General features: G+C 64.9%; 23 protein-coding genes and 1 pseudogene. 12 read left to right on the forward strand and 12 right to left on the reverse strand.

The features are described 5' to 3' along the window. Window position 1: 1 nt before the first annotated feature. Complete coding sequence (locus LK459_RS01285; protein WP_227921310.1) at window positions 2-832, reverse strand: ABC transporter permease; 831 nt, start codon at window positions 830-832, stop codon at window positions 2-4. Then, on the reverse strand, window positions 829-1,818 hold the full coding sequence (locus LK459_RS01290; protein ID WP_227921312.1) for an ATP-binding cassette domain-containing protein: 990 nt from the start codon (window positions 1,816-1,818) through the stop codon (window positions 829-831). Before LK459_RS01290 ends, LK459_RS01285 begins: the two co-directional genes overlap by 4 nt. A gap of 706 nt (window positions 1,819-2,524) precedes the next feature. Between LK459_RS01290 and LK459_RS01295 the strand changes: the two genes are divergently transcribed. Genes LK459_RS01295 through LK459_RS01305 form a run of 3 tightly spaced genes read left to right on the forward strand, consistent with a single transcriptional unit; the run spans window position 2,525 to window position 6,902 of the window. Next, on the forward strand, window positions 2,525-3,988 hold the full coding sequence (locus LK459_RS01295) for a condensation domain-containing protein (protein WP_227921313.1): 1,464 nt from the start codon (window positions 2,525-2,527) through the stop codon (window positions 3,986-3,988). Window positions 3,989-4,021: 33 nt separating this feature from the next. Continuing rightward, the gene (locus LK459_RS01300) at window positions 4,022-5,488 is read left to right on the forward strand and encodes a peptide synthase (RefSeq protein WP_227921314.1); all 1,467 of its coding nucleotides are present in this window, start codon (window positions 4,022-4,024) and stop codon (window positions 5,486-5,488) included. Window position 5,489: 1 nt separating this feature from the next. After that, on the forward strand, window positions 5,490-6,902 hold the full coding sequence (locus tag LK459_RS01305) for a condensation domain-containing protein (RefSeq protein ID WP_227921315.1): 1,413 nt from the start codon (window positions 5,490-5,492) through the stop codon (window positions 6,900-6,902). Here LK459_RS01305 and LK459_RS01310 read toward each other — a convergent pair. After that, the gene (locus tag LK459_RS01310) at window positions 6,853-7,227 is read right to left on the reverse strand and encodes a nuclear transport factor 2 family protein (RefSeq protein ID WP_227921318.1); all 375 of its coding nucleotides are present in this window, start codon (window positions 7,225-7,227) and stop codon (window positions 6,853-6,855) included. The two genes, LK459_RS01305 and LK459_RS01310, sit on opposite strands and share 50 nt — an antisense overlap. A gap of 104 nt (window positions 7,228-7,331) precedes the next feature. On the opposite strand from LK459_RS01310, the gene LK459_RS01315 reads away from it, so the two are divergent. Further along, window positions 7,332-8,327 carry a LysR family transcriptional regulator gene (locus tag LK459_RS01315; protein WP_227921319.1) on the forward strand — a complete coding sequence of 332 codons (996 nt, stop codon included), beginning with the start codon at window positions 7,332-7,334 and terminating at the stop codon, window positions 8,325-8,327. On the opposite strand, the gene LK459_RS01320 is transcribed toward LK459_RS01315, so the two are convergent. After that, window positions 8,271-8,840, reverse strand: coding sequence for a TetR/AcrR family transcriptional regulator (locus LK459_RS01320; protein WP_007238328.1), 570 nt, complete (start codon window positions 8,838-8,840; stop codon window positions 8,271-8,273). The two genes, LK459_RS01315 and LK459_RS01320, sit on opposite strands and share 57 nt — an antisense overlap. A gap of 103 nt (window positions 8,841-8,943) precedes the next feature. On the opposite strand from LK459_RS01320, the gene LK459_RS01325 reads away from it, so the two are divergent. Both LK459_RS01325 and LK459_RS01330 read left to right on the forward strand, forming a co-directional pair. After that, window positions 8,944-10,485, forward strand: coding sequence for a flavin-containing monooxygenase (locus LK459_RS01325; protein ID WP_227921321.1), 1,542 nt, complete (start codon window positions 8,944-8,946; stop codon window positions 10,483-10,485). Window positions 10,486-10,570: 85 nt separating this feature from the next. Further along, the gene (locus LK459_RS01330) at window positions 10,571-11,401 is read left to right on the forward strand and encodes an SDR family NAD(P)-dependent oxidoreductase (RefSeq protein WP_007238326.1); all 831 of its coding nucleotides are present in this window, start codon (window positions 10,571-10,573) and stop codon (window positions 11,399-11,401) included. A gap of 11 nt (window positions 11,402-11,412) precedes the next feature. On the opposite strand, the gene LK459_RS01335 is transcribed toward LK459_RS01330, so the two are convergent. Beyond that, window positions 11,413-12,561: a glycine betaine ABC transporter substrate-binding protein gene (locus LK459_RS01335; protein ID WP_227921323.1), complete on the reverse strand. Its 1,149-nt coding sequence runs from the start codon at window positions 12,559-12,561 to the stop codon at window positions 11,413-11,415. A gap of 22 nt (window positions 12,562-12,583) precedes the next feature. Here LK459_RS01335 and LK459_RS01340 point away from each other — a divergent pair, with 22 nt between their 5' ends. Beyond that, window positions 12,584-13,654, forward strand: a complete 1,071-nt coding sequence (locus LK459_RS01340; protein WP_039993839.1) for a magnesium and cobalt transport protein CorA — start codon at window positions 12,584-12,586, stop codon at window positions 13,652-13,654. Window positions 13,655-13,708: 54 nt separating this feature from the next. Here the strand turns inward: LK459_RS01340 and LK459_RS01345 are convergent, their stop codons facing one another. Both LK459_RS01345 and LK459_RS01350 read right to left on the reverse strand, forming a co-directional pair. Further along, complete coding sequence (locus LK459_RS01345; protein WP_227921324.1) at window positions 13,709-14,284, reverse strand: suppressor of fused domain protein; 576 nt, start codon at window positions 14,282-14,284, stop codon at window positions 13,709-13,711. A gap of 78 nt (window positions 14,285-14,362) precedes the next feature. Then, window positions 14,363-14,650, reverse strand: a complete 288-nt coding sequence (locus LK459_RS01350) for an FmdB family zinc ribbon protein (protein ID WP_227921326.1) — start codon at window positions 14,648-14,650, stop codon at window positions 14,363-14,365. A gap of 242 nt (window positions 14,651-14,892) precedes the next feature. Between LK459_RS01350 and fmdA the strand changes: the two genes are divergently transcribed. From fmdA to LK459_RS01365, 3 genes are read left to right on the forward strand one after another with little or no spacing between them, the layout of a single operon-like run. Beyond that, complete coding sequence (gene fmdA / locus LK459_RS01355; RefSeq protein WP_227921327.1) at window positions 14,893-16,146, forward strand: formamidase; 1,254 nt, start codon at window positions 14,893-14,895, stop codon at window positions 16,144-16,146. 30 nt (window positions 16,147-16,176) lie between these two features. After that, the gene (locus LK459_RS01360) at window positions 16,177-16,863 is read left to right on the forward strand and encodes a metallophosphoesterase family protein (RefSeq protein WP_007238320.1); all 687 of its coding nucleotides are present in this window, start codon (window positions 16,177-16,179) and stop codon (window positions 16,861-16,863) included. Continuing rightward, window positions 16,853-17,710, forward strand: coding sequence for a ParB N-terminal domain-containing protein (locus tag LK459_RS01365; RefSeq protein WP_227921329.1), 858 nt, complete (start codon window positions 16,853-16,855; stop codon window positions 17,708-17,710). The genes LK459_RS01360 and LK459_RS01365 overlap by 11 nt, the downstream gene beginning before the upstream one ends. Before the next feature lie 32 nt (window positions 17,711-17,742). On the opposite strand, the gene LK459_RS01370 is transcribed toward LK459_RS01365, so the two are convergent. The 5 genes from LK459_RS01370 to LK459_RS01390 form a co-directional block, all read right to left on the reverse strand. Further along, complete coding sequence (locus LK459_RS01370; protein WP_007238318.1) at window positions 17,743-18,918, reverse strand: ABC transporter ATP-binding protein; 1,176 nt, start codon at window positions 18,916-18,918, stop codon at window positions 17,743-17,745. A 5-nt stretch (window positions 18,919-18,923) separates the two neighbouring features. Then, a complete protein-coding gene (locus LK459_RS01375) occupies window positions 18,924-19,754 on the reverse strand; it encodes a carbohydrate ABC transporter permease (RefSeq protein ID WP_007238317.1) in 831 nt (276 codons plus the stop codon). Between the two features lie 6 nt (window positions 19,755-19,760). Next, window positions 19,761-21,026, reverse strand: coding sequence for a carbohydrate ABC transporter permease (locus tag LK459_RS01380; protein ID WP_322590804.1), 1,266 nt, complete (start codon window positions 21,024-21,026; stop codon window positions 19,761-19,763). Further along, the gene (locus tag LK459_RS01385; RefSeq protein ID WP_039993829.1) at window positions 21,023-22,435 is read right to left on the reverse strand and encodes an extracellular solute-binding protein; all 1,413 of its coding nucleotides are present in this window, start codon (window positions 22,433-22,435) and stop codon (window positions 21,023-21,025) included. Before LK459_RS01385 ends, LK459_RS01380 begins: the two co-directional genes overlap by 4 nt. Window positions 22,436-22,714: 279 nt before the next feature. Then, entirely contained in the window at window positions 22,715-23,203 is a 489-nt protein-coding gene (locus LK459_RS01390) for a general stress protein (protein WP_007238314.1), read from the reverse strand. Between the two features lie 35 nt (window positions 23,204-23,238). On the opposite strand from LK459_RS01390, the pseudogene LK459_RS01395 reads away from it, so the two are divergent. Then, window positions 23,239-24,580, forward strand: a pseudogene (locus tag LK459_RS01395) (magnesium transporter MgtE N-terminal domain-containing protein). Beyond that, window positions 24,577-25,137, forward strand: a complete 561-nt coding sequence (locus tag LK459_RS01400; protein WP_227921331.1) for a DUF1003 domain-containing protein — start codon at window positions 24,577-24,579, stop codon at window positions 25,135-25,137. The pseudogene LK459_RS01395 and the gene LK459_RS01400 overlap by 4 nt, the downstream one beginning before the upstream one ends. Window positions 25,138-25,274: the final 137 nt, after the last annotated feature.

Consider the following 25,274-nt stretch of genomic DNA (forward strand, 5'->3'; position numbering starts at 1 on the left):
GTCATGTTCTCCGCATGTAGGTACGCAACGTGATCGGGACGAAGATGGTCAGTACAGCGGCTGCGCCGGCGAGGGTGTAAGCGATCTGCAGACCGGCGGCCTGCCCGTCTGCCAGCGCTCTCGCAGCAGACACCAGATGCGAGACCGGGTTGACCGAAGCGATGGCTTGCATCCAACCGGGCATGGTGGCGATGGGGACCAGGGCGTTGGACACGAATGTCATCGGCATCAGCACCAACATCGACACACCCTGAACGGTCGACGCCTTGTCCAACAACACACCGAGCAGAGCGAAAACCCAACTGAGCGTGAAGGCGACGAGCACGACGAGTACGCACGCGAGCACCAGACCGCCGAAGCTGTGGGGGCGGTACCCCATGAGCATTCCGACCGCGACGGTGATCACCGTCGCCACGACATAACGCACACCGTTGGCCACGAGCGCTCCAGCGAGCGGTGCGATGCGGGCGATCGGCAAGGACTTGAATCGGTCGAAGACGCCTTTGTCGAGGTCCTCGCGCAACTGCACACCGGTGACCACGGATGCGGCAACCGACACCTGCACCAGAACACCGGGAATCAAGAGCGGCAGATAGGCTTCGACGCTACCGGCGATAGCGCCGCCGAAGATCGTGGAGAACATGATCGTGAAAACGATCGGAAGCACGATCACGTCGAACAACTGCTGCGGGTTGTGCTTGATCTTCAGCAGCCCCCGACGTGCCATCGTCGCCGACTGTCCGATCGCCGCGCGGACGGGGACTCTGTTCGGAGACGGCGGACGCCGACCCACCTTGTCGTCCGCCGATACGGAATCCACAGAGGATGTCACGCCGCACCCCGCTGCGTGTCGGAAGGCCCGGTGTCGGGCCGCGCGCTGACGTCGCCATCGGTCAGCGCGAAGAAGACCTCGTCGAGGCTGGGTCGACCGACAGTCACCGCATCGAGTTCTATTCCGCCTGCGCGCAATTCGTAATGCAGCTCTGGCAGGACGTCGGTTCCGGCGATCGGCACGACCACTCGTGGTTCAGCCCCCTCGAGCACGACGTCGCCGCAGGCGAACGGGGCGCAGATGGCCATTGCCGAGGTGGCACAGGTGGGGTCGCTCAGCGTGAGTGTTACCGATGTGTCCCCGACTCTGGCTTTCAGTTCGGCCGCGGTGCCGTCGGCAACAACACGGCCTCGATCCATCACAGCGATATGATCTGCGAGCTCATCTGCTTCGTCGAGATACTGTGTTGTCAACAGCACGGTCGACCCTGCAGACACCAATCGCCGCACCGTCTCCCACATCTGTTTTCTGGTGCGCGGATCGAGTCCCGTCGTCGGTTCGTCGAGGAAGAGCAGTCGCGGACGGGTGATCATCGACGCAGCGAGGTCGAGTCGCCTACGCATGCCGCCGGAGAAGTGCCGAACCGCGCGATCAGCCGCGGCGGCCAGGCCGAACTCGTCGAGTAGGTCTGCCGCTCGGGCGCGCGCAGCACGTCCGGAAGATCCGACGAGCCGACCGAAGATCACGAGATTCTCACGCGCCGTGAGGTCTTCGTCGACGGATGCATACTGCCCGGTCACACCGATGAGGCCACGCACCGCGGTCGCCTCGTCTTCGACGTCGTACCCGAATACACGCGCGCGACCGCTGTCACGGCGCATCAGTGTCGCCAACATGCGGACGGTCGTCGTCTTCCCCGCTCCGTTCGTGCCGAGGAGCGCATACACAGTTCCTTGCGGTACATACAGATCGACGTCGTCGACCGCGGTGGACCGTCCGAACTTCTTGGTCAGCCCCTCGGTCTCGATCGCTGGCAGTGGCGACAAGGAATCAACTCCTCGGTGTCCGGCAGGCGGTCGAGGCACCGGATGCCAACACGACAATTCCTGCAAGGAGAACGAAACAGACGAATGCACAACGTCTTTCGGGTTCTTCAGAAACAAGACGGCGCCATTGCCGACATCAATTCACGCGTGACGACGACTTCGTCACCGACGCCGGAGAACGGACCAGCGGCACCACACATGCGACGTGTGGTCCCGACGGCGGCATCGCCGACTCCCATCACGGATCGGCAGACCTCGCAACCGTTCCAGCCGCTCACGATCACGGTCCACGCTAGGCGAGGTAGCAGCGGGACCGCAACCGCTGACTCCTGTGTCGACGCACACATTCATCTGTGTGCATCTGTGGCGCAACGTATTTCGATTCGTCTGAATATTTCCGGAACACAGGCTGACCGTCGTACAGTGATCGACGTCACCGCGGCGCGGCGATGCGCGTCCCCCATTTCGGGGTCTATCGTCTAGATGACGGACGACGCAATTGTCTGAGTTCTGGCTCTGTTTCGGCCACCCGGAAGTCGTATCGAATCCGCGAGTTGTTCACTCTCGACACGCTCGTGGCACTCAGGGCTGCGTCGTCCGGCTCAGCGCAACGATGCGCACCGACGCTCTTCACCCCCGGTCCCCCAAGGGTTCTCGTGCTGCTCCGCGATATCGCGACAAACACGTGAAAGGCGCATTCGAAGTAATGAAGTTCACCGAGATCTCGGATTATCCGCTCGACGGCGGAATCGCAACCGAGTGGATCCCGACGGCGGTGGTTTCACCGTCTCAGTGGCAGGTCGACACGCGACCGCTGTCGTACGAGCACGAGGCCATACTGCGCCAGCCTGGCTCCCCCGCCCGTCCATCCTGGCTCGGCGCAGTGTTCACCATCGCACACCGGTACGACCCAGAGGTGTTCGATGTCGCGATACGCGCATGGCTGTGTCGGCATGAGGCCTTCCATACGATCGGCGACCGCACAGCATACGGCGAACCGGCTGCCGGGGGCGTCATACGCCGCACCTACCGAGAGGCCCGACTAGGGCTACGCAGGCACGTGGTGGGGCACGTGCCCGACGGCACCGAACTCGCACGTCGACTGACGAACATGTTCGACGCCTCGCTCTCGGCCCACTCCTGGCCTCACGTCCGCGTCGTCAGCATCTCGCCTCTCTCCTCCGTGGACTCCGACGACCAGTTCACGGTTGTGTTCGCCGCCGACCACCTGGTGATGGACGCGTATTCGATCATGTTGTCGATCAACGAGATACAGCAGTTCTATCGTGGAATGCTGCTCGACGAAGAGGTCGAGGTGAATCCCGTCGGTAGTCACATCGAGTTCAGCAGCATCGACCGGGAGACCGGTGGCGCTGTCACTCCCGATCATCCGACAGTCGCGGCATGGGACGGGTTCTCGGACCTGCCGCCGCTCCTGCCGCACGACCGGTTGCCGACGGAGATCGGTCGTCCACACCAGACGAACGACGGTGGGCGCCAGATCGGGTACTCCGAGTACATCGCGGACGGCGACCAAGCCCGCGCACTGAACACACACGCACGCGCAGTGGGGGTGAGCACGCAGGCCGCGGTGTTCGCTGCGATCGCGCTTGCGTGTCAGGGTGTGACCGGCGACCACCACACCCGATTGGTCATGCCGTGGCACACCCGTCACGAGAGCAGATTCCTCACCTCGGTCGGCTGGTACGTCGGACTGGCGCCGTTGCACATCGAACTCGGTTCGGCAGCCACGTTCGTAGACGCATGCTCGGCCGCAGCCTCGGGACTCGGCGTCGCGAGAGTCCACTCCCGTGTGCCCTACCGACGAGTGACCGAACTGCTGGGCGCGTGCTCGCCACCTGCATTCGTCGTGTCCTACCTCGACTTGCGTCGTGTGCCAGGGGCATCGGAGTGGCCGGCTCGCCGAGCCCAGGCGCTACGCAGCGAGGCCTACTCCGACCGAGAGGTCTACCTGTGGATCGGACGCGTCGACGATGGCCTCACCCTGTCTGCGCGGTATCCGGCCACCGACTCGGCAGGTCTCGTCGGTGAGTTCATCGATCTCGTCGGTGAGACGTTGCGGGTCGCCGCAGCCGAGGGCTTCGAGATGTCGCTCGACCAGTGCATCGCGCGCGACCGCGTTCCGATCGAAACCACCAGAACAGCCTGACGTCAGGAGACGACGACCGTGCGGATGATCCAGATGGACACATGGCGACCCGAGGCCGGTACGGCGCTGCGGTGGCAACCGACCGCGGAGTCGGCGGCGGCAGCGGCGTCGACTCTCGCCCACGACGGCCCGATCACCTTCCTCACCGAGAACCACGTGCGGGGCTCGATGGCGGCAGCAGCAGACGGCGTGCGGCACCGCGCGTTCATCGGGACAGCCACCGACGTCGACGGCGACCTCGATGCGGATGCGATGACCTGGGCGCTGACCGTCTTCGTCCGGCGCCACGGTGCACTCAGGATGTGGTTCGGGAAGAGCGGAGAGGCCATCGACACCCATGTTGTCGACGCCGCAGCGGTCGAGTTCGAGATCGCCGACGACGGGCACCTCGTCCCCGGACCACCGACGACCGCCTATCTGCTCCGACGCTTCGAACAAGAGACTCCGAGCACGTCGTTCCCGGGTTTCGCCTTCGGCGCCATCATGCGACGCGGGAGCTTCTCGATCTACCTCGCCTGCGATCACGGTCTCACCGACGGCGTCTCGCAGGCGTTGGCACTCGACGAACTCCTCGGCATCTACGGCGGCTTGTGCGCCGTTCCGCCCGACGAACGACGCGACGCGGCGCAAGCGACTGACGCAGGCGCAGACTATTTCGACTACGCAGAACTCGAGTCGGCAGCCACAGCGGTGCATGCCGGCGGTTCGACGCAGACCGGAACATGGGTCGACATCTTCTCCCGACACGGGTTTCGGATGCCGCGATTCTCTCTCGATCTCGGACTCGCCCCGGGCGAAACCGCTCCGGTTCGTCCCTTTCGGCTCCACGTGCTCGACGGTTCCGAGATCGAGGCCTTCACGAAGGTGTGCCTCGATGCCGGCGGCAAGATGATCGACGGAATCTACGCAGCAGTGGCCGCCACCGACCACGAACTCGCAGGCGTGGAACGGTATTTCGGCATGACGGTCCTCAACACCCGCGCCGCCTCACCCGAGTTCGCAACTGCGCAGGGCTGGTTCTGTGCGTTCGCGCCGGTCGAATTCCCGGTCTCCGGAACATCATCGGTGCGGGAACTCATCGTTGCGGCACGGGCCGGACGAACCCGAGCGCGCGACCTCGGGGCAGTCCCCACCGCCGCGGCACTCGCCGCGCTCGTGGCCGCCGGGCTGACGGCCAACGAGGTGATGACAGCACCGAACCTGCTGTCCTACATCGACTTCCGATGGTACCCCGGCAACCGTACGCCGACCTACGAACGAGCCGTGATGTTCACCGGGGAGGGACGGACCGCCAATGCGTCGATGTGGATCAACTGCGACAACGACGAACTGTACATCGGCAGCCAGACTCCGGACACCCCATTGGCGCAGGCACGGGTTCACCGCTATTTCACCCGTCTGCGTGACATCATCCGGTCGGTAGCACTAGAGGGCGACCACGTCATCGACGGCGATCACGTTCAGACGGCTGCCACAGCAGCGGTGTCGGGGAATCGCTGACATGCAGGTGACAACGATCGACCACTATCTACCTGCCGCAGGTGAACTCATCGAATGGGAAGTGGATCCGACCTCGGCTCGATCCGTCTCGTCACCGATACCCCCGTCCTTCAACCAGGCGATCCACCTCGGCAGCGCAGAGACCTCGCACACCTGGCTCGCGGGAACCTTCGAACTTCCGGGACGGATCGATCGTGATGCGCTGGGGCTGGCATTCCACGACCTCATCGCGCGGCACGGCACCTTGCATTCCTCCTTTGTGCGCGGGACCGCCGGCATCGAACGTCACTGCCTCGACCCCTCCGCTCTTCGAGTGGTTCCCAGGTCGGTGTCTCGGCCGGGTAGCCCAGCGGAGATGCGCGACGCCCTGTGGGAACGACTGGATATCGGCTGCCAGCCATTCGGGTTTCCCGCGTACCTGCTCGGCGCCATCGATCGCGATGACCGTTCGACGGTCGTATGTGGCTTCGATCATGCACATGTGGACGCCTACTCCATCTCGATCGTGATCGACGATCTCCATCGCCTCTACACCGCGCACCGTGACCGGTACGGAGCACCGCTGACCGATCTGCCGATGTGCGGCAACTTCATCGACTACTGCCACGACGAACAGTCGGCCACGGCGGTGTCGATATCGGACTACCGTATGCGCGACTGGCTGCGCTTCTTCGACGCTGTCGACGGCGAGTTGCCCGGTTTCCCACTCGATCTCGGGGTTCGCCTGGGAGAGCGAGCGCCACAGCGGACCGCTGTCGAACCCTTGCTCGACGACTCGTCGGCGACGCTGTTTCAGCAGTTCTGCCGGCGCAATGGCACCACGCTCTTCGGAGGTGTGCTCTCGGCGATGGCCGACGCCGTGCGCAGACTCGGCGGCGGGCCCGAACTCGCGACAATCTTCCCGATGCACACCCGACGTGAGGACAGGTGGCTCAACGCGGTCGGCTGGTTCACCACGAATGCACCGGTGCGCGTGGTGAGCACCGGCGACCTGTCCGCGACGGCGCGTCGCACGGGGCCGGCACTGCGGCGCGCCATCCACCTCGGCGAGATACCCGTCCCGCAGGTCATCGCCAACGTCGGCGGCTTTCGACAGGCCCGCTCCGACATCTTCATGGTCTCCTACATCGACTATCGAACACTGCCGGGTGCGCGCTTGCACGAATCCATTGCCGCACATCACATCTCCAATGTCTCGACCGCCGACGACGCCCAATTCTGGATCTCGCGCACCGACCGCGGGCTAGCGCTGCGCACCCGCTACCCCGACACCGACCGCGCGCGTCGGACGATGCGGGCATTCATCGACGACGTTCGTGGCTCACTGTCGGATGCGGCGAGGAGTCAGCAACTGTCAACGGTGGTCAGCTCGCCACGAGCGGACGTGGGTCGAAAGTCACGCGAATCCGCGTGATCAGTCCGTTCTCGACGCGACTCCAGTTGGCCGTCGGCAGCGAGGCCTCCCGGGTCACCATGTCGAACCACGTGATCGCATCGGCACCGTCGACGACGCGCGTGTGCAGGACGAGATCACGCATGAGGTGCTCGGACATCCCGCGCAGTCCAGCGATGCACTCGTCTGCGCCGTGCGCCGTGCCCATCACACCGACGAAGTCGACGTCGGGATCGAGGACTGCACGCAGACGGTCGAAATCGCCTGCACGCCAAGCATCGAAGTAGGTTGTCACTGCGGTACGAGTGGTCGCGGTGTCAGCCACGGAAGTGGTGTTCACTGCCATTGCCATCCCCTTCGGATCATGTGTCGTTGCTGTTCTCGGTCCACAGTGCCGAAGCGATTCATCCGTCCAACATCTGTTTCACATAACATTTATCATTTTGAGTCATGGAACTGCATCAGCTCCGGTACGTCCTCGCTGTCGTCGACAGCGGGTCGTTCACCGCGGCAGCGTCGGCTCTGCACATCAGCCAGTCAGGTGTGAGCACCCAGGTCCGCAAGCTCGAGAGCGAGCTGGGCATCGCTATCCTCCAACGCACCACCCGTCGGGTGATGTTGACCAGCGAGGGAGAGCTGGTACTGCCCGTCCTGCGCGCCGCAGTCGAGGGAGTCGACGCCGTCGCGGCAGCAGCCGACGATCTCCGCGGCCTCATCACCGGGACCCTGCGGGTCGGCACCGTGAGCGGCCTGACCTGGCGACCGGTCTTCGACGCGATCGCTCGACTGCATCACGACCATCCCGGCGTCGAGATCTCCGTCCGCGAAGGCATCTCGACAGCGCTCATCGAGGAGGTCGAGTCGGGGGAGCTCGATGTCGCGATCGCAGCCTGGTCGGGGGATGCACCGCAGCACCTACCATCGGGGGTCATCGTCGACGACGCTCTGCATGCGGTCATCGCGCGTAATCACCCGTGGGCGACCAGATCCACCGTCTCACCCGACGAGATCGCCGACATCGACCTGATCTCACTCACCCGCGGCACAGGCGCCCGCGCGGCGCTCGACGCACTGCTCGCGCGCCAGGGGCAGATGCGACGTCCGCGTTGGGAGGTTGCGTCACCGTCGCTGGCACGCATGCTCGCCACGCGCGGACTCGGCGTCGCCGCCCTCAGCGCGAGTACGGCAGCGTCATGGAACGACATTGTCAGCCTGCCGATCTCCGATCCCGACGCACGGTCCCGTCTCGGGGTGGTGTGGCGTGATCCCGAATCCCCTGCGGCCGCTGCGCTGCTCAGCGAGATCGGCCCCCACTTCCGAAGCGCTGCGCCGTCTCCGTCGCGTGAACTCACGCCGCTGAAGACCGGGAAGTCGGCGGCCGCCGACGGATTACGCGGAGGCCACCACGGCGATCGCCGGCAGCGACGATCCGATCAACGCCAGTAACTGTTCGCGGCTGATCTGCTCGTCCGTGAGCCAACCGATGGTGACCTCCTCGACAAAGGCGATCCACCCGAACGTCGCCAGTCGTACCGCAGGCGTGACCTCCACCCCGAGCGCCGGCGCGTGGTCGAGGACTCGCTCGGCCATGGCCTCTCGGGTGCCGTCGATCACTGCGCGCATCGCCGGGTCGGTGCTCGACGCTCCGCGCAGAAACGCCGTGTACGCGCTGCGGTGCTCACTGACGTAGTCGACGAAGGCCGACAACGAGCTCGACAGAATGGCGAGCGGGTCGTCGAGGGACTCGTCGGGCGCCGTCAGCCGCAGCATCTCCTCCCCCTGCGCCCTCGCGATGGCGACGTGGAAGTCCTGCTTGGAATCGAAGTAGTGGAACAACAGCGCACGGGATACGCCCGCGACCTCCGCGATCGCGTCGATGGACACCTCGTCGAGCGGACGCTCGGACATCATCTGGAGTCCGAGCGCGATCAGTTGGTCGCGTCTGGCCTCGGGACTCATCCTGGTGCGCTTCGCCTGGGTCACACCCCCACTCTAGGCGTCTTATTGACCATCATTCAATAGCCTATTGACTACGGTTCAATAGGCTCCTAGTGTGATGACCATGACAACGCACAATGTTGAGGTCGCGATCGTCGGAGCCGGATTCTCCGGGCTCGGCGCGGCGATCACGATGAGTCAGAACGGCTTCACCGACTACGTCATCCTCGATCGAGGCGCCGACTTCGGTGGCACCTGGCGCGACAACACCTACCCGGGCGCCGCGTGCGACGTCGCATCGAACCTGTACTCGTATTCGTTCGCCCCCAACCCGCAATGGTCGCGGTCCTATTCGCATCAGCCCGAGATCTACCGGTACATCAACGACGTGGCCGACCACTACGGTGTGCGTGACAAGGCCAGGTTCGGCACCGAGGTCATCCGCGCAGCGTGGAACGAGGACGAACGTCGCTGGTTCATCGACACCGTGTCGACACAGTCCGACCCCGATGCCGAGAGTGTGACGACCTACCGCGCGCAGCATCTGATCGGCGCTGTCGGACCGTTGTGCGAGCCCAATCTTCCCGACATCGACGGTATCGAGTCATTCGGCGGCACGATCATGCACTCGGCACGCTGGGACCACGACGTCGACCTCACCGGCAAACGCGTTGCCGTGATCGGCACGGGGGCGTCGGCCATCCAGATCGTGCCCGAGGTGGCCAAGAAGGTCGACCACCTCGATGTCTATCAGCGCACGGCACCCTGGATAGTTCCCCGCACCGAACGGCCGTACACGGCGGTCGAACACTGGTTGTTCAAGAACGCACCGATCGTTCAGCGCGCCAGCCGCGCGGGCGTGTACGCCTTCAACGAGTTCATCGCCTTCGGTCTCACGCACTCGCGCACAGCACTCAAACCGGTCGAGATGGTCGCCCGCGCCAACATCCTGCGTGGGATTCGCGACCCCCAACTGCGCGAAAAGGTCACCCCACGCTTCCAGGTCGGCTGTAAACGAATACTGCGATCCAACGCCTGGTACCCGGCGCTCGATCGACCCAACGTCGACCTCGTCACCGACCCCATCGCACGCGTGACACCGTCGAGCATCGTGACAGCCGACGGCACCGAGCGGGAGATCGACGTGCTGATCGTCGCAACCGGCTTCCACGTCACCGACTCACCTGTGTTCGACTGCATCGTCGGCGCCGATGGACGCTCGCTGGCGCAGGCCTGGGACACGATCGGGATGCAGGGATACAAGGGGTCGTTCGTCCACGGCTTCCCGAACATGATGCTGATGATCGGACCGTCGACCGGCCTCGGACACACCTCGATGGTCTACATGATCGAGTCGCAGCTCAACTACCTGATCGACTACCTGAAAACCGTTCGTACACAAGAACTCACGCGTTGCGATGTCACCGCGACGTCGCAACGCCGGTACAACCGGGACATCCAGCACGCGCTCCGAAACAGCGTCTGGGTGAACGGCGGATGCGCATCCTGGTACGCCGACGAGAACGGCAACATCACCACACTGTGGCCCGGATTCACCTTCAACTTCCGTAGGCAGACCCGGAAATTCGACGTCGCTGCCTACGATGTCGCGCACGAGCAGTCGCGCATCGAGAACGACTCGGCTCCGGCCGAGATCCGCACCTGACCACTCTCTAGCGCACGACTCACCCACCGTGGTGCACCATCACCGCGGTGACGCCCGCCAATCACGTCAACAACAGGAGGACATCATGAAGGACTTTCGCGACAAGGTCGTCGTCGTCACCGGCGCCGGCTCGGGCATGGGCCGCGAGCTCGCCGTGAAATTGGCCCAGCAGGGTGCCAAGCTCGCGATCTCCGACGTCGACCCCGACGGTCTCGCTACGACGGAGAAGCTCGTCGCCGAGGCCGGTGCACCGGTGCATGCGCAGATCCTCAACGTCGCCGAGCGCGAAGCGGTTCTCGACTACGCCGAGACCGTCATGGGCCACTACGGCAAGGTCAACGTGGTCTTCAACAATGCGGGTATCGCTCACCACGGCGAAGTGGAGCGCACCGAGTTCAAGGACATCGAGCGCGTGATGGACGTCGACTTCTGGGGTGTGGTCAACGGCACGAAGGCGTTCCTACCGCACATCATCGCCTCTGGTGACGGTCACATCGTCAACACGTCGTCGCTGTTCGGTCTGCTGTCGGAGCCGGGCCAGGCGGCGTACAACTCGGCAAAGTTCGCTGTCCGCGGGTTCACCGAAGCACTCAACCAGGAGATGCTCATCGCCAAGCACCCCGTGCGCGTCACGTGCGTGCATCCCGGCGGCATCAAGACCGCGATCGCACGCAACGCGACCGTCGCCGACGACTACGACCAGGCGAACTTCGCGCAGTTCTTCGACAAGTACCTCGCGCGCACCTCTGCGTCGTCGGCGGCGGACACCATCATCAAGGGCGTGAAGAAGAACAAGGCGCGCGTGCTGATCGGCGCCGACGCCATCGTGCTCGACATCTGGGTACGTCTGGTGGCATCGAAGTACCAGGGTCTCGTCGCGAGCGTGACCAAGCGCGTCACATCGTCGTTCCGCTGACCTCCCGGGATCTACAGGCTGTGCTCGCCGAGCCACGCGACCGCGAGGTCGCGTGGCTCGGCGCCCTCGTCCGCGCGACGAGCCAGTTCGGCGAGGTCGGCAGTCGTGATCTCGCCCGCGACGCGATTGATCTGCTTGACCTCGCTACGCGTCAGCGCCGCTGTGCGGAAGACCGGAACGAGGTTCTGTGCTCGCGGACCGGCGGTCTCTCCGCGGGCTGGGGTCCCCGGCGCGGCTGAATCCGGTGCGGCTGAATCCGGTGCGGTTGAGCCCTGAGCCCCGCTCTGCGTGGGGGTGGACACCCGGAGCGCCTGGATTTGAGGGGCGGCGGCATCGAGCGCCACTGCGGCGTCGAGGGCCGACAGCACCCCGGCCGAGTCTCCGGTTCCGACGCGTGCGATCACCTCACGCACCGATCCGACCGTCTCGACCGGACCGAACCGACATCCCTGTGCGGCGAGCGCCGACATGACACCGGGCTCCGCGCGGTCGACGACCACGACGGGCATTCCTGCCGGAAGCCTCCCGCATTCCGACAAGTCGGTGGCGTTACTCGACTGCGCAAGCGACGTCGCGACGAACACCTGCGGAGTCGCGCTCACCGGCGTCGCATCCCCCACCGAGACACCTTGGGGCAGAGAGCGATTCAGCTCGTCGTAGACATCCTCGGCCGTCGTCGTGGTCGATGACGGCGCAAGTGCCGAGAGCAGATCGCCGCCGAAGGCCGGAAAGAGGTCGAGGGCGGCCTTGTCCATGTCGGCCAGCAGGCTGGTGTCGTCACCGATGCGTACCTGGTGTGCGACCGGAGCCCCGACGTCGCGCAAGGCGCCCGCGTAGATCTCGGCCATCACCTTCAGCGCAGAGGTGTCGCCTGCGCCCACCCTCAGCAGTCGGCCGGTCGAGTCGGCCTCACTCGACGGGCTCGAACAGCCGGCAAGCACCCCGGCTGTGAGGAACGCGACGACCGCGAGCACGGCTGTGGACCAGACACGAGTGAGCACGGGGTTCACGGTATAACGCGTCAGCGGTGGCTGAGCGCACCCGTCTGATGTCGACGGCGACATCGAGGGAAGTCCCGCCCGGTCACGGGCATGCCTGCTGACGTGGCTTGGCGACGTTTCCGAGACCGGTTGCGCGAGTAGCATCCACACCGTGCCCATGCCCAACCTCCGTCCCGGCGGAATGTCCAATCTGCGCCCAGGCGGACGCAACGCCCGTCAGTCGCGGACGCTCCCCCGGATTCCTGTTCCCGTCGCGCGTGCGGTGGTCGACTGCGCGGTCTATGTCGACGGAATCCGCCAGCCCGGTCGGATCACGTACTCCGACGCGTTCACGAAGGTCCGTGAGAGTGGTGAGGGCTTCGTCTGGCTCGGACTGGCACACCCCGATGACGAACAGATGACCGGCGTCGGTGAGGTGTTCGGTCTGCACGAGTTGGTCGTGGAGGACGCCGTCCACGCGCACCAGCGCCCGAAGCTCGAAGTCTACGACGACATGCAGTTCCTCGTTCTTCGCACCGTTTCCTACGTCGAGCACGAGTCGATGGAGAAGGCCAGCGAGGTCGTCGAGACGGGCGAGATCATGGTGTTCGCGGGGCGGGATTTCGTGATCACCGTGCGCCACGGCGACCACACACATCTGCACAACCTGCGACGTCGCATGGAAGCGAGACCCGAGCGCCTCGCTCTGGGCCCGACGGCGGTACTCCATGCGGTCGCAGACAAGGTCGTCGACTCCTACCTGGCGGTGTCGGAGCGTATGGAGGACGATGTCGTCTCCATCGAGAGCACGGTGTTCTCCCGACAACAGCGCTGGTTGAACATCGAGCCCGTCTACCTACTCCGGCGCGAAGTCCTCGAGTTGCGGCGCGCGGTGACGCCGTTGGCAGGCCCGATGTCGCGACTGGCGTCGGACAACACGCTCGTGCCCAAGGAGATCCGCCGCCAGTTCCGCGACGTGTCCGATCACCTGAGCACGGTCATCGAACGCGTGGTGGAGTACGACGAGGTGTTGAGCTCACTTCTCGACGCCGCCGCCACGAAAGTGAGCATTCAACAGAACAGCGACATGCGGAAGATCTCGGCGTGGGTGGCGATCGCCGCGGTGCCCACCATGGTCGCTGGGCTCTACGGGATGAACTTCGACATCCTGCCCGGTATGCACGACCGGCAGGGATTCGGACTGCTGTGCCTCGCCATGCTCATCGTATGCGGAGCCCTCTGGGCGACCTTCCGACGAAGCCACTGGCTCTAGACCCGCGCCGACCTGCGGGCGTACACCCTCGTGTAAGCCCGGGCAGACCACCGCTCACATGCTGGCGGGCGAACGTCGCGGATCTGCGACGTCGATGTTGGCCTCCGCCCACGCCTCACGCAGTTCGTCGGCACCTTTGAGTCGCACCCATGCGGCCTCGTTCGCCGTGATCGGAACAGCCCGAAGCAGGCGCACCGGAGCCATCGGTTCGGGTAAGGCGATCTCACCCAGTTCGTCCGCGCCGGTCAGCAGGGCCGTGAACGGCGCACCGTCCCACAGGGGTTCTCCGAGATCGACGAGCGCATCCGCATCGAGGACAAGACCTTCGACCGCGGGCGCCGCCGCCACGGTGGCGAGTCGACGGTGCACACCGGGCATCGCGACACCCGCGTGCATCCGCACGACCAGTTCGGCGCGGGGCCCGCGGACCGGATCGGGATGGAGATCGCCGGGATCGGTCATCGGGTGACGGGAGCAACCAACAGTCGCGAACACCACATCGTCGTCGACGACATAACGCTCGACGTCGATCGCTTCGACTCCCAGGAAAGTCACCGACGCACGCTGCGGTTCGACACCGAGTCGGACGACGAGGAAGTCATGGACCGCATCGGTCACTGAGGTGCTCACGGTCTTCCACCGTAGCGTCTGCGCCCTATCCGGACCTCGCCGCGTTCGGGCGCCTGGGTGTCGGCCGACATGAAGCCGTCAGGGACGCGGGAGTTTCCGATGCAGGGGGTTCGTGGTCACGGGTGTGGCGCGACGGCGAACACCGGGCACCGACGAGACCACGGCGGGTGCTTCTCCCGTCGCACGGGTGGCATCCTGCGCGCGCATCGCCGGACTGTTTCCCGTCCCAAGTGCCGGTGAACCCACGATCCGCATCGCACTCGCACCGCACGCCGGGCAGACCACTTCGGTCGGCACCGTGGCCATCGCGTGGATCTCCTCGACGTCGACGCACCTCTGAGCACAGCGGAACACATAGGTCGGCATGCATCGACCTTAGCGCCGACAACTGCTCGGCGTTGGCGTACCCGCGTGCGGTATACACGCCCGGCATACGGACCCGGCTCGTCGACGAGTACTCGATACTGTTGTGCTGCAGCGTCTTTCCTCATCGAGCGCATCGCGGCAGATTTCGCGATATCGTGACTCACGAATGATTCCATCCGGAATCATCGTGCCGAGCACTGGTGTGTGGCCCGGCCGCACACCAGCGTCGCCAGGAGGTCGCCGTGCCAGAGTTGCTCTTCGGGTTGGACTCGTCCAAGCCGTTCACCGACCAGCAGATCATCGGCCACAATCGTTGGCACCCCGACATCCCGCCCGCGGTCACGGTGAAGCCCGGCGCCACCTTCCGCGCACACTGCCGCGAGTGGTTCGACGGTGCCATCCACAACGACGATTCCGCAGAGGACATCCTCAACGCCCCGCTCAACAACGTGCACACCCTTTCCGGACCGTTCGCCATCGAAGGCGCCGAGCCGGGTGATCTGCTGATCGTCGACATCCTCGATGTCGGACCGATACCGCAGGAGGATTCCGGACCGCTGGCGGGTCAGGGCTGGGGTTACACAGGCATCTTCGCCAAGCTCAACGGCGGCGGATTCCTGACGGACCAGTTTCCCGACGCATACAAGGCGGTCTGGGACTTCTCCGGCCAGAGCGCCACGAGTCGCCATGTGCCGCATGTGAAGTACACCGGAATCGTGCATCCGGGCCTCATGGGCACCGCACCGAGCCCGGATCTGCTGGGAAAATGGAATGCACGCGAAGCCGCGCTCATCGCAACCGATCCCGGCCGCGTGCCGCCGTTGGCACTGCCCCCTGAACCCGACGGAGCGATCCTGGGGTCACTGAGCGGAGCCGAGTTCGACCGTGTGGCCGCAGAAGGCGCGCGGACGGCACCACCACGTGAGAACGGCGGCAACCAGGACATCAAGAACCTCACCAAGGGCACCCGCGTGTTCTACCCGGTGTTCGTGCCGGGGGCGAACCTGTCGTTCGGTGATCTGCACTTCTCCCAGGGTGACGGTGAGATCACCTTCTGCGGAGCCATCGAGATGGGCGGTTTCATGGATCTGCACGTCGACCTCATCAAGGGCGGCATGGAGACCTACGGCGTCAGCGAGAATGCGATCTTCATGCCTGGCAACACCGATCCGCAGTACTCGGAGTGGATCGCGTTCTCGGGAACCTCCGTCACGCTCGACGGCGAGCAGCGCTACCTCGACTCCGATCTCTCCTACCAGCGGGCATGCCTTCATGCGATCAATTATCTGACCAAGTTCGGCTACAGCCCGGAGCAGGCGTATCTATTGCTCGGCTCCGCACCGATCGAAGGCCGGTTGTCCGGGGTGGTCGACATCCCGAATTCCTGTGCCACGGTGTATATCCCGACCGCCATCTTCGACTTCAACGTCTCGCCGTCGAAGAGCGGGCCGGTGCAGATCGATCCGGGCATGGGTGCGCCGCACGCGAGTTTCTGACCATCGGGAGGATGCGCCTACGCTTACCCCATGGTGCGTGTTCTCGCGGTGGCCGACGAAGTGGTCGACTCACTGACGCTGGGCGTGGGCATCGACGGCAAGCCGGACCTGATCCTCGGCGCAGGCGATCTACCGTTCGACTACCTCGATGCGCTGATCTCGCTCTGTGACGCGCCGTGCGTCTACGTGCCGGGCAACCACGACCCCGATCTGAGTGGATACCGTCACTCCAGGAGCGGATGGACGCGCGCGGGACTGCCCGCGCGCGATCCCGGCCCGCTTGGGGCTCTCAACGCCGACGGTCGTACGGTCGAGGCAGCCGGATTGTGCATCAGCGGTCTCGGCGGCTCGATCCGTTACAGTAGCGGGCCCAACCAATTCTCCGAGCGCCAGCAACGCCAGCGGAGTTGGCGTGTACGGCTCGGCTGCCATCTCACCCGCCGGCGGCCCGACATCTTTCTCACACACAGTCCTGCTCGGGGCGTCGGAGACGGAGATGACGGACCGCACCGCGGATTCGAGTGTTTTCACGGTCTCGTCGACGATCTACACCCGGCACTGCTGGTCCACGGTCATGTGCACCCCTTCGGCGCACACCCGACAGACAAGCTCATCGGCAAGGACACCGTATCGATGAACGTCGTCGGCTATTGTCAATTCGATATCGAACCCGGGGGCCGGGACTTCACGATCGTGAGGCGACGATATGGCGCGTGACACCGGATTTCCCGACGCCGACGCCGAAAACGACTTCGCGCGTATGCGCCGACAGGCCGAACTCGCCCGCCTCACGCACTGGTTCACCCGTCAGCCCGCGGACGTCAACACGATCCTGCCGTTCGACGAAGTAGTACGCGCACTGGGCCGAACCGGCGAGACCAATCTGGGACTGCAGCAGGTCCGCGTACGCGACATCGTCGGAAGCGTCGACCGCACCAAGGATTTCGACAAGTACTTCCGGCCGACCTCGTCGCGTATCCGCGAACGCTGGCAACGGCTGGCGGCGGCCCAGCGCCGCGGCGAGTCGGTACCGCCGGTGCTGTTGTACAAGATCGGGTCGATGTACTTCGTCATCGACGGCCATCACCGCGTCTCGATCGCCATCGCACGTCATCTCGAGACGATCGACGCCTACGTCACCGAGATCCACACACGCATACCGCCCGAGGGCATCAACGCGCCGTCCGACCTCGTACTCAAGGATCACCGACGACTGTTCCTCGCACGGGTCCCACTCGCCGGTACCCAAGCCGACGCCGTCCGCCTGCGCGATCCGTTCGCCTACGCCGAACTCGCAGAAGCAGTGGAGGCGTGGGGTTTTCGACTCAGCCAGGAGCTCGGCGAATTCGTGAGTCGACGAGACGTCGCGCGTCGCTGGTTCGGTGAGGAATTCCTCCCCGTGGTCAGGATGGCCCGCCGCGCCGAGCTACGACCGGACCTCACCGACGACGCCGAGCTGTACATGTGGGTCGCAGGTGAACGTTATCGCCTGGTACGCAGGCACGTCTGGGACGACGAGATCATCGATGAACTCCGGGAGCAGTCGCGGCGCAGGCGTCGGTAGGCGTCTTCACGTCGCTGCACGAGCCTGTCGAGTCACCTGTGCCGCAGACTCACTCCCGACTGTTGGTCGAAGACAGCGATCCTGTCGGTGTCGAATACCAGCTCGGCGCGCGAGTTCTTGGTGACCGCAGACTCCGGGGAGAGCCTGGCAACCATCTCCCCTGTACCGAGTTCGGAACCCGATTCGGCGGCCAACTCGGCCAGTGCGTCGTTGGCGGCACGGTTCGAGTCGATCGTGAAGTAGGCGTACTTGTCCGACCCCATCGACTCGAGCACGTCGATGTCGGCGGTGAACGTCGTGCCACGCGCTTTCACCGACGGATCGATGAGTGTGGCGTCCTCGATCTGTTCGGGTCGGATACCGATGAGCACCTCGCCGTTGCTGCCTTCCTTCTTCGCCTCGGCCGCGATGGCCTCGTGATCGTCGAGAACGAGCGCCCCGAATGGGGTGTCGACACCCTCGGCGGTCAACGCCCCGGGCAGGAAGTTCATCGACGGCGACCCGATGAATCCGGCGACGAACACGTTGACCGGGTCGTTGTAGAGCTCGTTGGGTGTCCCGACCTGCTGTACGTAACCGTTGCGCATCACCACGACGCGGTCACCGAGGGTCATCGCCTCGGTCTGGTCGTGCGTCACGTACACGGTCGTGGTGCGGAGCCGCGTCTGAAGCCGCGCGATCTCCGTGCGCATCTGCACGCGGAGTTTCGCGTCGAGATTCGACAGCGGTTCGTCCATGAGGAACGCCTTGGGCGAGCGCACGATCGCGCGCCCCATCGCGACGCGCTGGCGCTGACCGCCCGACAGGTTCGACGGCTTCCGATCGAGGTACTGGGTGAGGTCGAGGATCTTTGCGGCCTCGTCGACCTTCTTGGTGATCTCGTCCTTGGGGAGCTTGGCCAGAGTGAGCGGGAACGCTATGTTCTGCCGTACCGTCATGTGCGGGTAGAGCGCATAGCTCTGGAAGACCATGGCGATGTCACGGTCTCTGGGCGACTTGTCGTTGACCCGTTCGCCGCCGATGTACAGGTCGCCGCTGCTGATGTCCTCGAGACCCGCGATCATGTTGAGGGTCGTCGACTTTCCACAGCCCGACGGGCCGACCAGGATGATGAACTCGCCGTCGGCGATCGTGAGGGTGAAGTCGTGAACGGCGACGGTGCCGTCCGCGTACTTCTTGCTGACGTTGTCGAGCACGATCTCTGCCATGGGGACTATCCCTTCACCGCGCCGGAGGTCAAGCCGGCGACGATTCGACGTTGGAAGAAGAGCACAAAGATGATGATGGGGATGGTGATGACCACCGCGGCTGCGGCGATGGAGCCGGTGGGCTCCTCGAACTGCGAACTGCCGGTGAAGTTCGCGATCGCCACCGGGGCGGTGATGGCGCGCTCGGTCGAGGTCAACGACAAGGCCAGTAGCAGGTCATTCCACGCGAAGATGAACACCAGGATCGCCGCGGTCACCACACCGGGGGCGGCGAGGGGGGCAATGACCTTCCGGAACGCCTGAAACGGGGTCGCACCGTCCATCTTCGCCGCTTTCTCCAACTCCCATGGGATCTCCCGGAAGAACGCCGAGAGCGTGTAGATCGCCAGCGGCAACGCGAAGGTGATGTACGGGAGGATCAGCCCGAGCCAGGTGTCGAAGAGCCCGATGCTGCGTTCGATGTTGAACAACGGTGTGACCAACGAGATCTGGGGGAACATGGCGATCAGCAGCGCTGCACCGACGAGTAGCTTCTTCCCGGGAAAGTCGAGGCGCGCAACGGCGTAGGCGGCCATCGTGCCGATCGCGACCGCGATCAGCGTGGTGATCAGACCGATGCCCAGCGAGTTACGCAAGGCGGAGGTGAAGGCGCTCGTCTGGAAGATCCCTGAGTAGTTCTCCCACGTCCACTGCGCCGGGATGAATCTACCGTCTGTCACGCTGCTCGCCGGTTTGAACGACAAGCTGATGATCCACAGCAGCGGAATGATCGCGTAGAGCACGACCAGTATGTCGGCGATCAGCCACCCGACACGGGATTTGGCGGTGCGGTTCACGGCGGCCTACCTCCCCTCGTTGTCGGAGCCGGGCGCGGCGGTACCGAAGCCCTTGATGAAGATGAACGCGATGATCGCGACACACACGAAGATGAGTATCGAGATCGCCGATCCCACACCCAGATTGAAGGCCTTGAACAGGTTGTCGTAACCGAGCATCGAGACCGAGTAGGTGTTGTTGTTGCCTGCCGTCAAGACGTAGATGTTGTCGAAGATGCGGAACGCGTCAAGCGTTCGGAACAGCAGCGCGACCAGGATCGCGGGTTTCATCATCGGAATGATGATGCGACGCAGGCGGGTCCATGCGCCCGCGCCGTCGACCTCAGCGGCCTTGAGCAGTTCGTCGGGAACCAACGCGAGTCCGGCGAGCAGCAGCAGTGCCATGAACGGTGTCGTTTTCCAGACCTCGGCGAGCACGATGATCGCCAGTGACGGCCACTGCTGGGTGAGCGGTGCACTACCGTCGGGCAGCAGATTCGCGAGGTACCCGGTTCCGGGGGTCCATGCGTAGTACCACGAGAACGCGGCCGCAACCGTCACGATGCCGTAGGGGATCAGCACGACGGTTCGGATCACGCCCCGGCCGAAGATGGTGCGGTGCATCACGAGTGCGACGGCCATACCGAGCACGAACTCGATGACCACGGACACCACTGTGATCCCTACCGTCACGAAGAACGCCGTCCACCAGTAGTTGGAGCTGAGCACGGTGCCGTAATTGCTGAACCAGGTGAATTCCCGCTCCCCCGGAGCCGAGAGACTCGACTTGTTGAGCGACAACCAGAAGGCGTAGATGATCGGGTACGCGGTGACCGCGAGCATGAGGATCACGGCGGGCGCGATCAACCAGTACGCCAGTCGACGTTCCTGCTTCTTGCCCTCGCTGACCTCCCGCGATCGCTTCACGGGCTTGGACGCCGATTCCTCACGTACCAGGGTCGCCGTCGACGCGGGAGCACCCCGGCGCGCGGCCGCCCCGACCACGCCGGCCTCTGCAGCAGTGGGCGTCGGCGGCGGCGTCGACTCGTTGGGCGCTGACGCGTTTGACGTCGATGCCGCGTGCTCGGGTTCTCCACCGCTGGGCCGTCCGAGACGTTCGGGAGGAGTCCACGCGTCCGAATGCACTGTGCGCCCGTATGATCCGGGCCCGTGCCCGGTGGAGATGTCGGCGCTGCTCGATCCACCCGAATCCTCGCCGTCGCCAGGCAGTGCGTGCTTTGCCCTGTGCTCGGACTCCTGGTCGTGACCCGTGTCGTCGTTGCCGGATGTCATGGGATGAGCCCCTCCCCGTTGATCGCCCGTTGCACCTGCTCGGCCAGTTGATCCACGAGCGTCTCGGGATCCCAGGAACCGACCGGAGAGAGCTTTGCCTGCAGGAGCGTCGAGATCGCCTGATAATCAGGAGATTTCGGCCTCAGGGCGGCGTGCTCTGGTTCGAGCTGGAGCTTGATGTCGTCGGCCATCGGATATGCCGCACGGAAGTCGGGATCGCTGTAGAGCGACGAAATGACCGGCGGGGTTCCCGCGTCGATGGAGTAGAACTTCTGTGCGCGGGCGTTGGTCAGACACATCGCCGCCTCGAAGGCGAGGTCCTTCTGCTGTGATGTGTCGGCCACCGCGATGTTGAGGCCGCCGACCGTACTCTTGGCCGGAATCGCATCGGTCACTCCGGGATACGGTGCGAAGTCGAACTTCTGTCGTACCGCGCGTGTCACCGGCGCCAACTGCTCATCGGTCGGTGACTTGTCCTTGTCGGCGAACAGGCCCGCGTACTGTTGCACATCGGTCAAGAACGGCACACTGCCCGCCGCGGCGTTCTCCCGCATGGAGGACAACACGAACGGCCAGTTGACCTGATAGATGGCCTTGCCGGTCTCCATCCCGAGGCGCGAACTGGTCTCGTCGCCGTTGGTCAGCGAGGGGTCATGGCCGGGAGCGGTGGCGACCGACTTGAGCACCTGCAGGGCCTTCACCGTGGCCGCACGATGCTCGGGAGTGTCGTTGAGTGTCACCTTGTTCGGATCGTTGGGGTCGACCACCTCGCCACCCGCACTCGCGAGCACCGAGTTGAACCACACCATCAAGCCCTCATACTGCTTGCCCTGCACCATGATGTAACTGGGCCCACCCTTGGCGAGGCTGCTCGTCGAGTCGGCGACCATGCCGTCCCACGTTTTCGCGGGTTGACTCTTGTCGAGGGTGTCGCGGAGAACATCCTTGCGATACCAGAGCAATTGGGTGTTGGTCCAGATCGGGATCGCGTACAGCCGCTCGGAGTCGTCGTGCTTGGTTTTCCACTTCGCGGTCTCCAACGGACCGCCGAGCGTCCGTGACTCCACCTCACCGGTGAGGTTGTCGGGCACCGGGGTGAGCCAACCGGCGTCGGCGAACTCCGCAGTCCACACGACATCCATGCCCATGAGGTCGAGGCTCTTGTCGTTGCCCGACAGACGGCGCGCCAACTGCAGGCGCTGGTCATCGGCTGCCTTCGGCAACGAGGTGGTCACGATGCGATATCTGCCGCCCGACTCCTGAGAACACTTGTCGCCCATGGCCCTGATCGAATCAGCGCCGTCGGCGGGCGGGTACAGATTCAGGACGCCCGGCTCGTGCCCGGAACCGCACGCCGCGACGATCGGCAACACGGTCACGAGAGCTGCGGCGGCAATGGCCGCTCTCATGGACGTGCGCCGCGATCCGCCCGCCTTGACGGGCCGGTCGCTGCCACCTCCCCTACCTGTGCCGCCCCTGTAACCGTTGCTCCGCACGCAGCCTCCTTGATGTCGCACGCAGCACAGCGAGCGTCGTCGCGCGCCATGGCGTTGGTGGCTACGCTAGCCCGGCGCGGCAGTGACAAGCAACACATTCGGCGCGGTCGTGCCAAATGTGTTCGATGCGCGAGGGTCCCGCCACATCAAGGGAGAGGCCGCAATTCGGCCGGGATCACCAATTCGGCTGACTCAGGGGTTCAGCCGCGCCAGCATGTCGCGTGCCTTCTCTGCGCTCTTCGGATCGCAGAGTACGTCGTACCGACCGGCGACGAGCTGCATCGTCGACGCGAAGTCGCGCTGGCCGCGCGTGGCGGCGTACGGGATGGTCGTGGAGATCACACCGAAGACGACACCGCCGACGAGACCGAACAGGATCGGCACCATCGGGTTACCGGTCACGACCAGAGAGACCAGGAGGCCGAAGAACAGGCCGAGCCACGCGCCCGAGACCACGCCTCCACCGATCACCTTGCCCCACGTGAGCCGACCGATGACACGCTCGACCTGCATCAGGTCGACGCCGACGATGGTCACGTCCTGCACGGTGAAGTTCTCGTCGGAGAGGTAATCGACAGCACGCTGCGCCTCCGCGTACGTCGAGTAGGAGCCGATCGGCCACCCTTTGGGCGGAGTCGGGAGACCCGGGGTCTGCCGGCCGGAACTCAGCGGGTTGGTCATGTCATGTCCTCCACTAGGCCACTACCCTTACCCCCATGGCGTCGGTGAGCAAGGTCTTCGTGGCCAGATTAGTCGGGTTGGCGGTCCTTGGTCCTGACGGTGAGTCAATCGGTCGTGTCCGAGATGCGGTGATCGCTGTTCGCCTGCCCGGACAGCAGCCGCGTGTGCTCGGCCTCGCGGTCGAATTGGCCACGCGCCGACGGATCTTCGTACCGATGCTACGGGTCACGTCCGTCGATCCCACCGCGGTCACCCTGAACACGGGCACCGTGAGCCTACGACGATTACATCTACGCCCGGGAGAGGCGCTCGCGATCGGGCAGATTCTCGACACCCGGGTGCGCGTCGACGACCCCGACCACGAGGACCTCAGAGGTATCGACATGATCGTCGTCGACCTGGGGATAGAACGCACGCGTACGCGCGACTGGGTGGTCTCGCGGGTCGCGGCACGTCCCGCGCGGCGGGGGCTTCGACGTGGCGAAACCGTTGTGGTGGAGTGGAATCGGGTACAGGGACTGACGCAGAGCGCGCTCGAACTCCCCGGACAGGGCGTGGCGCAGGCGCTCTCGCAGTTCGAGGGCATGCGCGCGGCCGACGTCGCGAACGCGCTGCGCGAGTTGCCCCCCCAAGCGTCGGGACGAGATCGCGGAGGCGCTCGACGACGAGCGCCTCGCCGACGTCCTGCAGGAGTTGCCACCCGACGACCAGACCGACGTGCTCGCACACCTCGACGTCGACCGGGCAGCCGACGTGCTCGAGGCCATGGACCCCGACGACGCCGCAGACCTCCTCGGCGAACTGTCGGACACCGAGGCGGAGTCGCTGCTCGAACGCATGGATCCGCAGGAGTCCGAACCGGTCAGGCGACTGCTGACACACTCCCCCGACACCGCGGGCGGACTCATGACATCGGAACCACTGATCGTGACGGCCTCGACCACGATCGCCGAGGCCCTCGCCCGCGTACGCGATCCCGACGTCACCCCGGCGGCCGCGAGCATGATCTTCGTCGTGCGACCACCGACTGCCACACCGACCGGCCGATATCTGGGGTGCGTGCACCTGCAGGCCCTGTTGCGCGAGCCGCCCGCGAACATCGTCGGCGGCATTCTCGACATGGACCTCCAGTCGTTGCACCCCGACGACTCACTCGAGACCGTCACGCGGTACTTCGCGACGTACAACCTGGTCTGCGGTCCCGTGGTCGACGACGAGAACCACCTCCTCGGCGCGGTGAGCGTCGACGACCTCCTCGACGAGATGCTTCCGCGTGATTGGCGCGAGAAGGAACCGGAGGAGGACGACGACTCCCTCGAGTCGAGCACCACAGGCGCCGCGAGCGGCAACGGCACACCACCAGGAGCGAGTCAATGACGAGCGAGCAGAGCACCCGCCGCCTCGATACGCCGCGAGTCAATCGGCGACCGTCGATCCACGTCGACAGCGACTTGATCGGCATGTACGCAGAGCGGATCGCGCGCTTTCTCGGCACGGGTCGCTACCTGGCGATCCAGACCGTGATCGTCGTCGTGTGGATCATCATCAACCTGAGTTGGGTGGCCCTGCGGTTCGACCCCTATCCGTTCATCCTGCTCAACCTGGCCTTCTCCACGCAGGCGGCGTACGCAGCACCGCTGATCCTGCTCGCACAGAATCGCCAGGAGAACCGTGACCGGGTCGCGCTCGACGAGGATCGTGCCCGCGCCGCGCAGACCAAGGCCGACACGGAGTTCCTGGCCCGCGAACTCGCAGCGGTACGCCTCGCGGTCGGAGACACCGTCACACGCGACTACCTGCGTAAAGAACTCGACGACCTGCTCGACGACCTCACCGACCGGCTCGCGGCGCGGCTCGACGGCATCGAAGGCCCCCTCGACCACCGCGAAGCCTCACAGGCGTCGACGAAAGCGCGGCGCCACCCGGATCGGTGACCGCGACCCGCCGAGGTCGGGCGGGCGTAACTTCGCGGGCAGATCACGCGATGACTTTCACATGGTGAACTTTTGTGGAGGTTCCGCAATCGGACGCGTGACCCATATGTATGGTGGGTCACAGCCGGAGCGCCGTC

The organism is Gordonia otitidis (genome assembly GCF_020735545.1).
Taxonomy (GTDB): domain Bacteria; phylum Actinomycetota; class Actinomycetes; order Mycobacteriales; family Mycobacteriaceae; genus Gordonia; species Gordonia otitidis.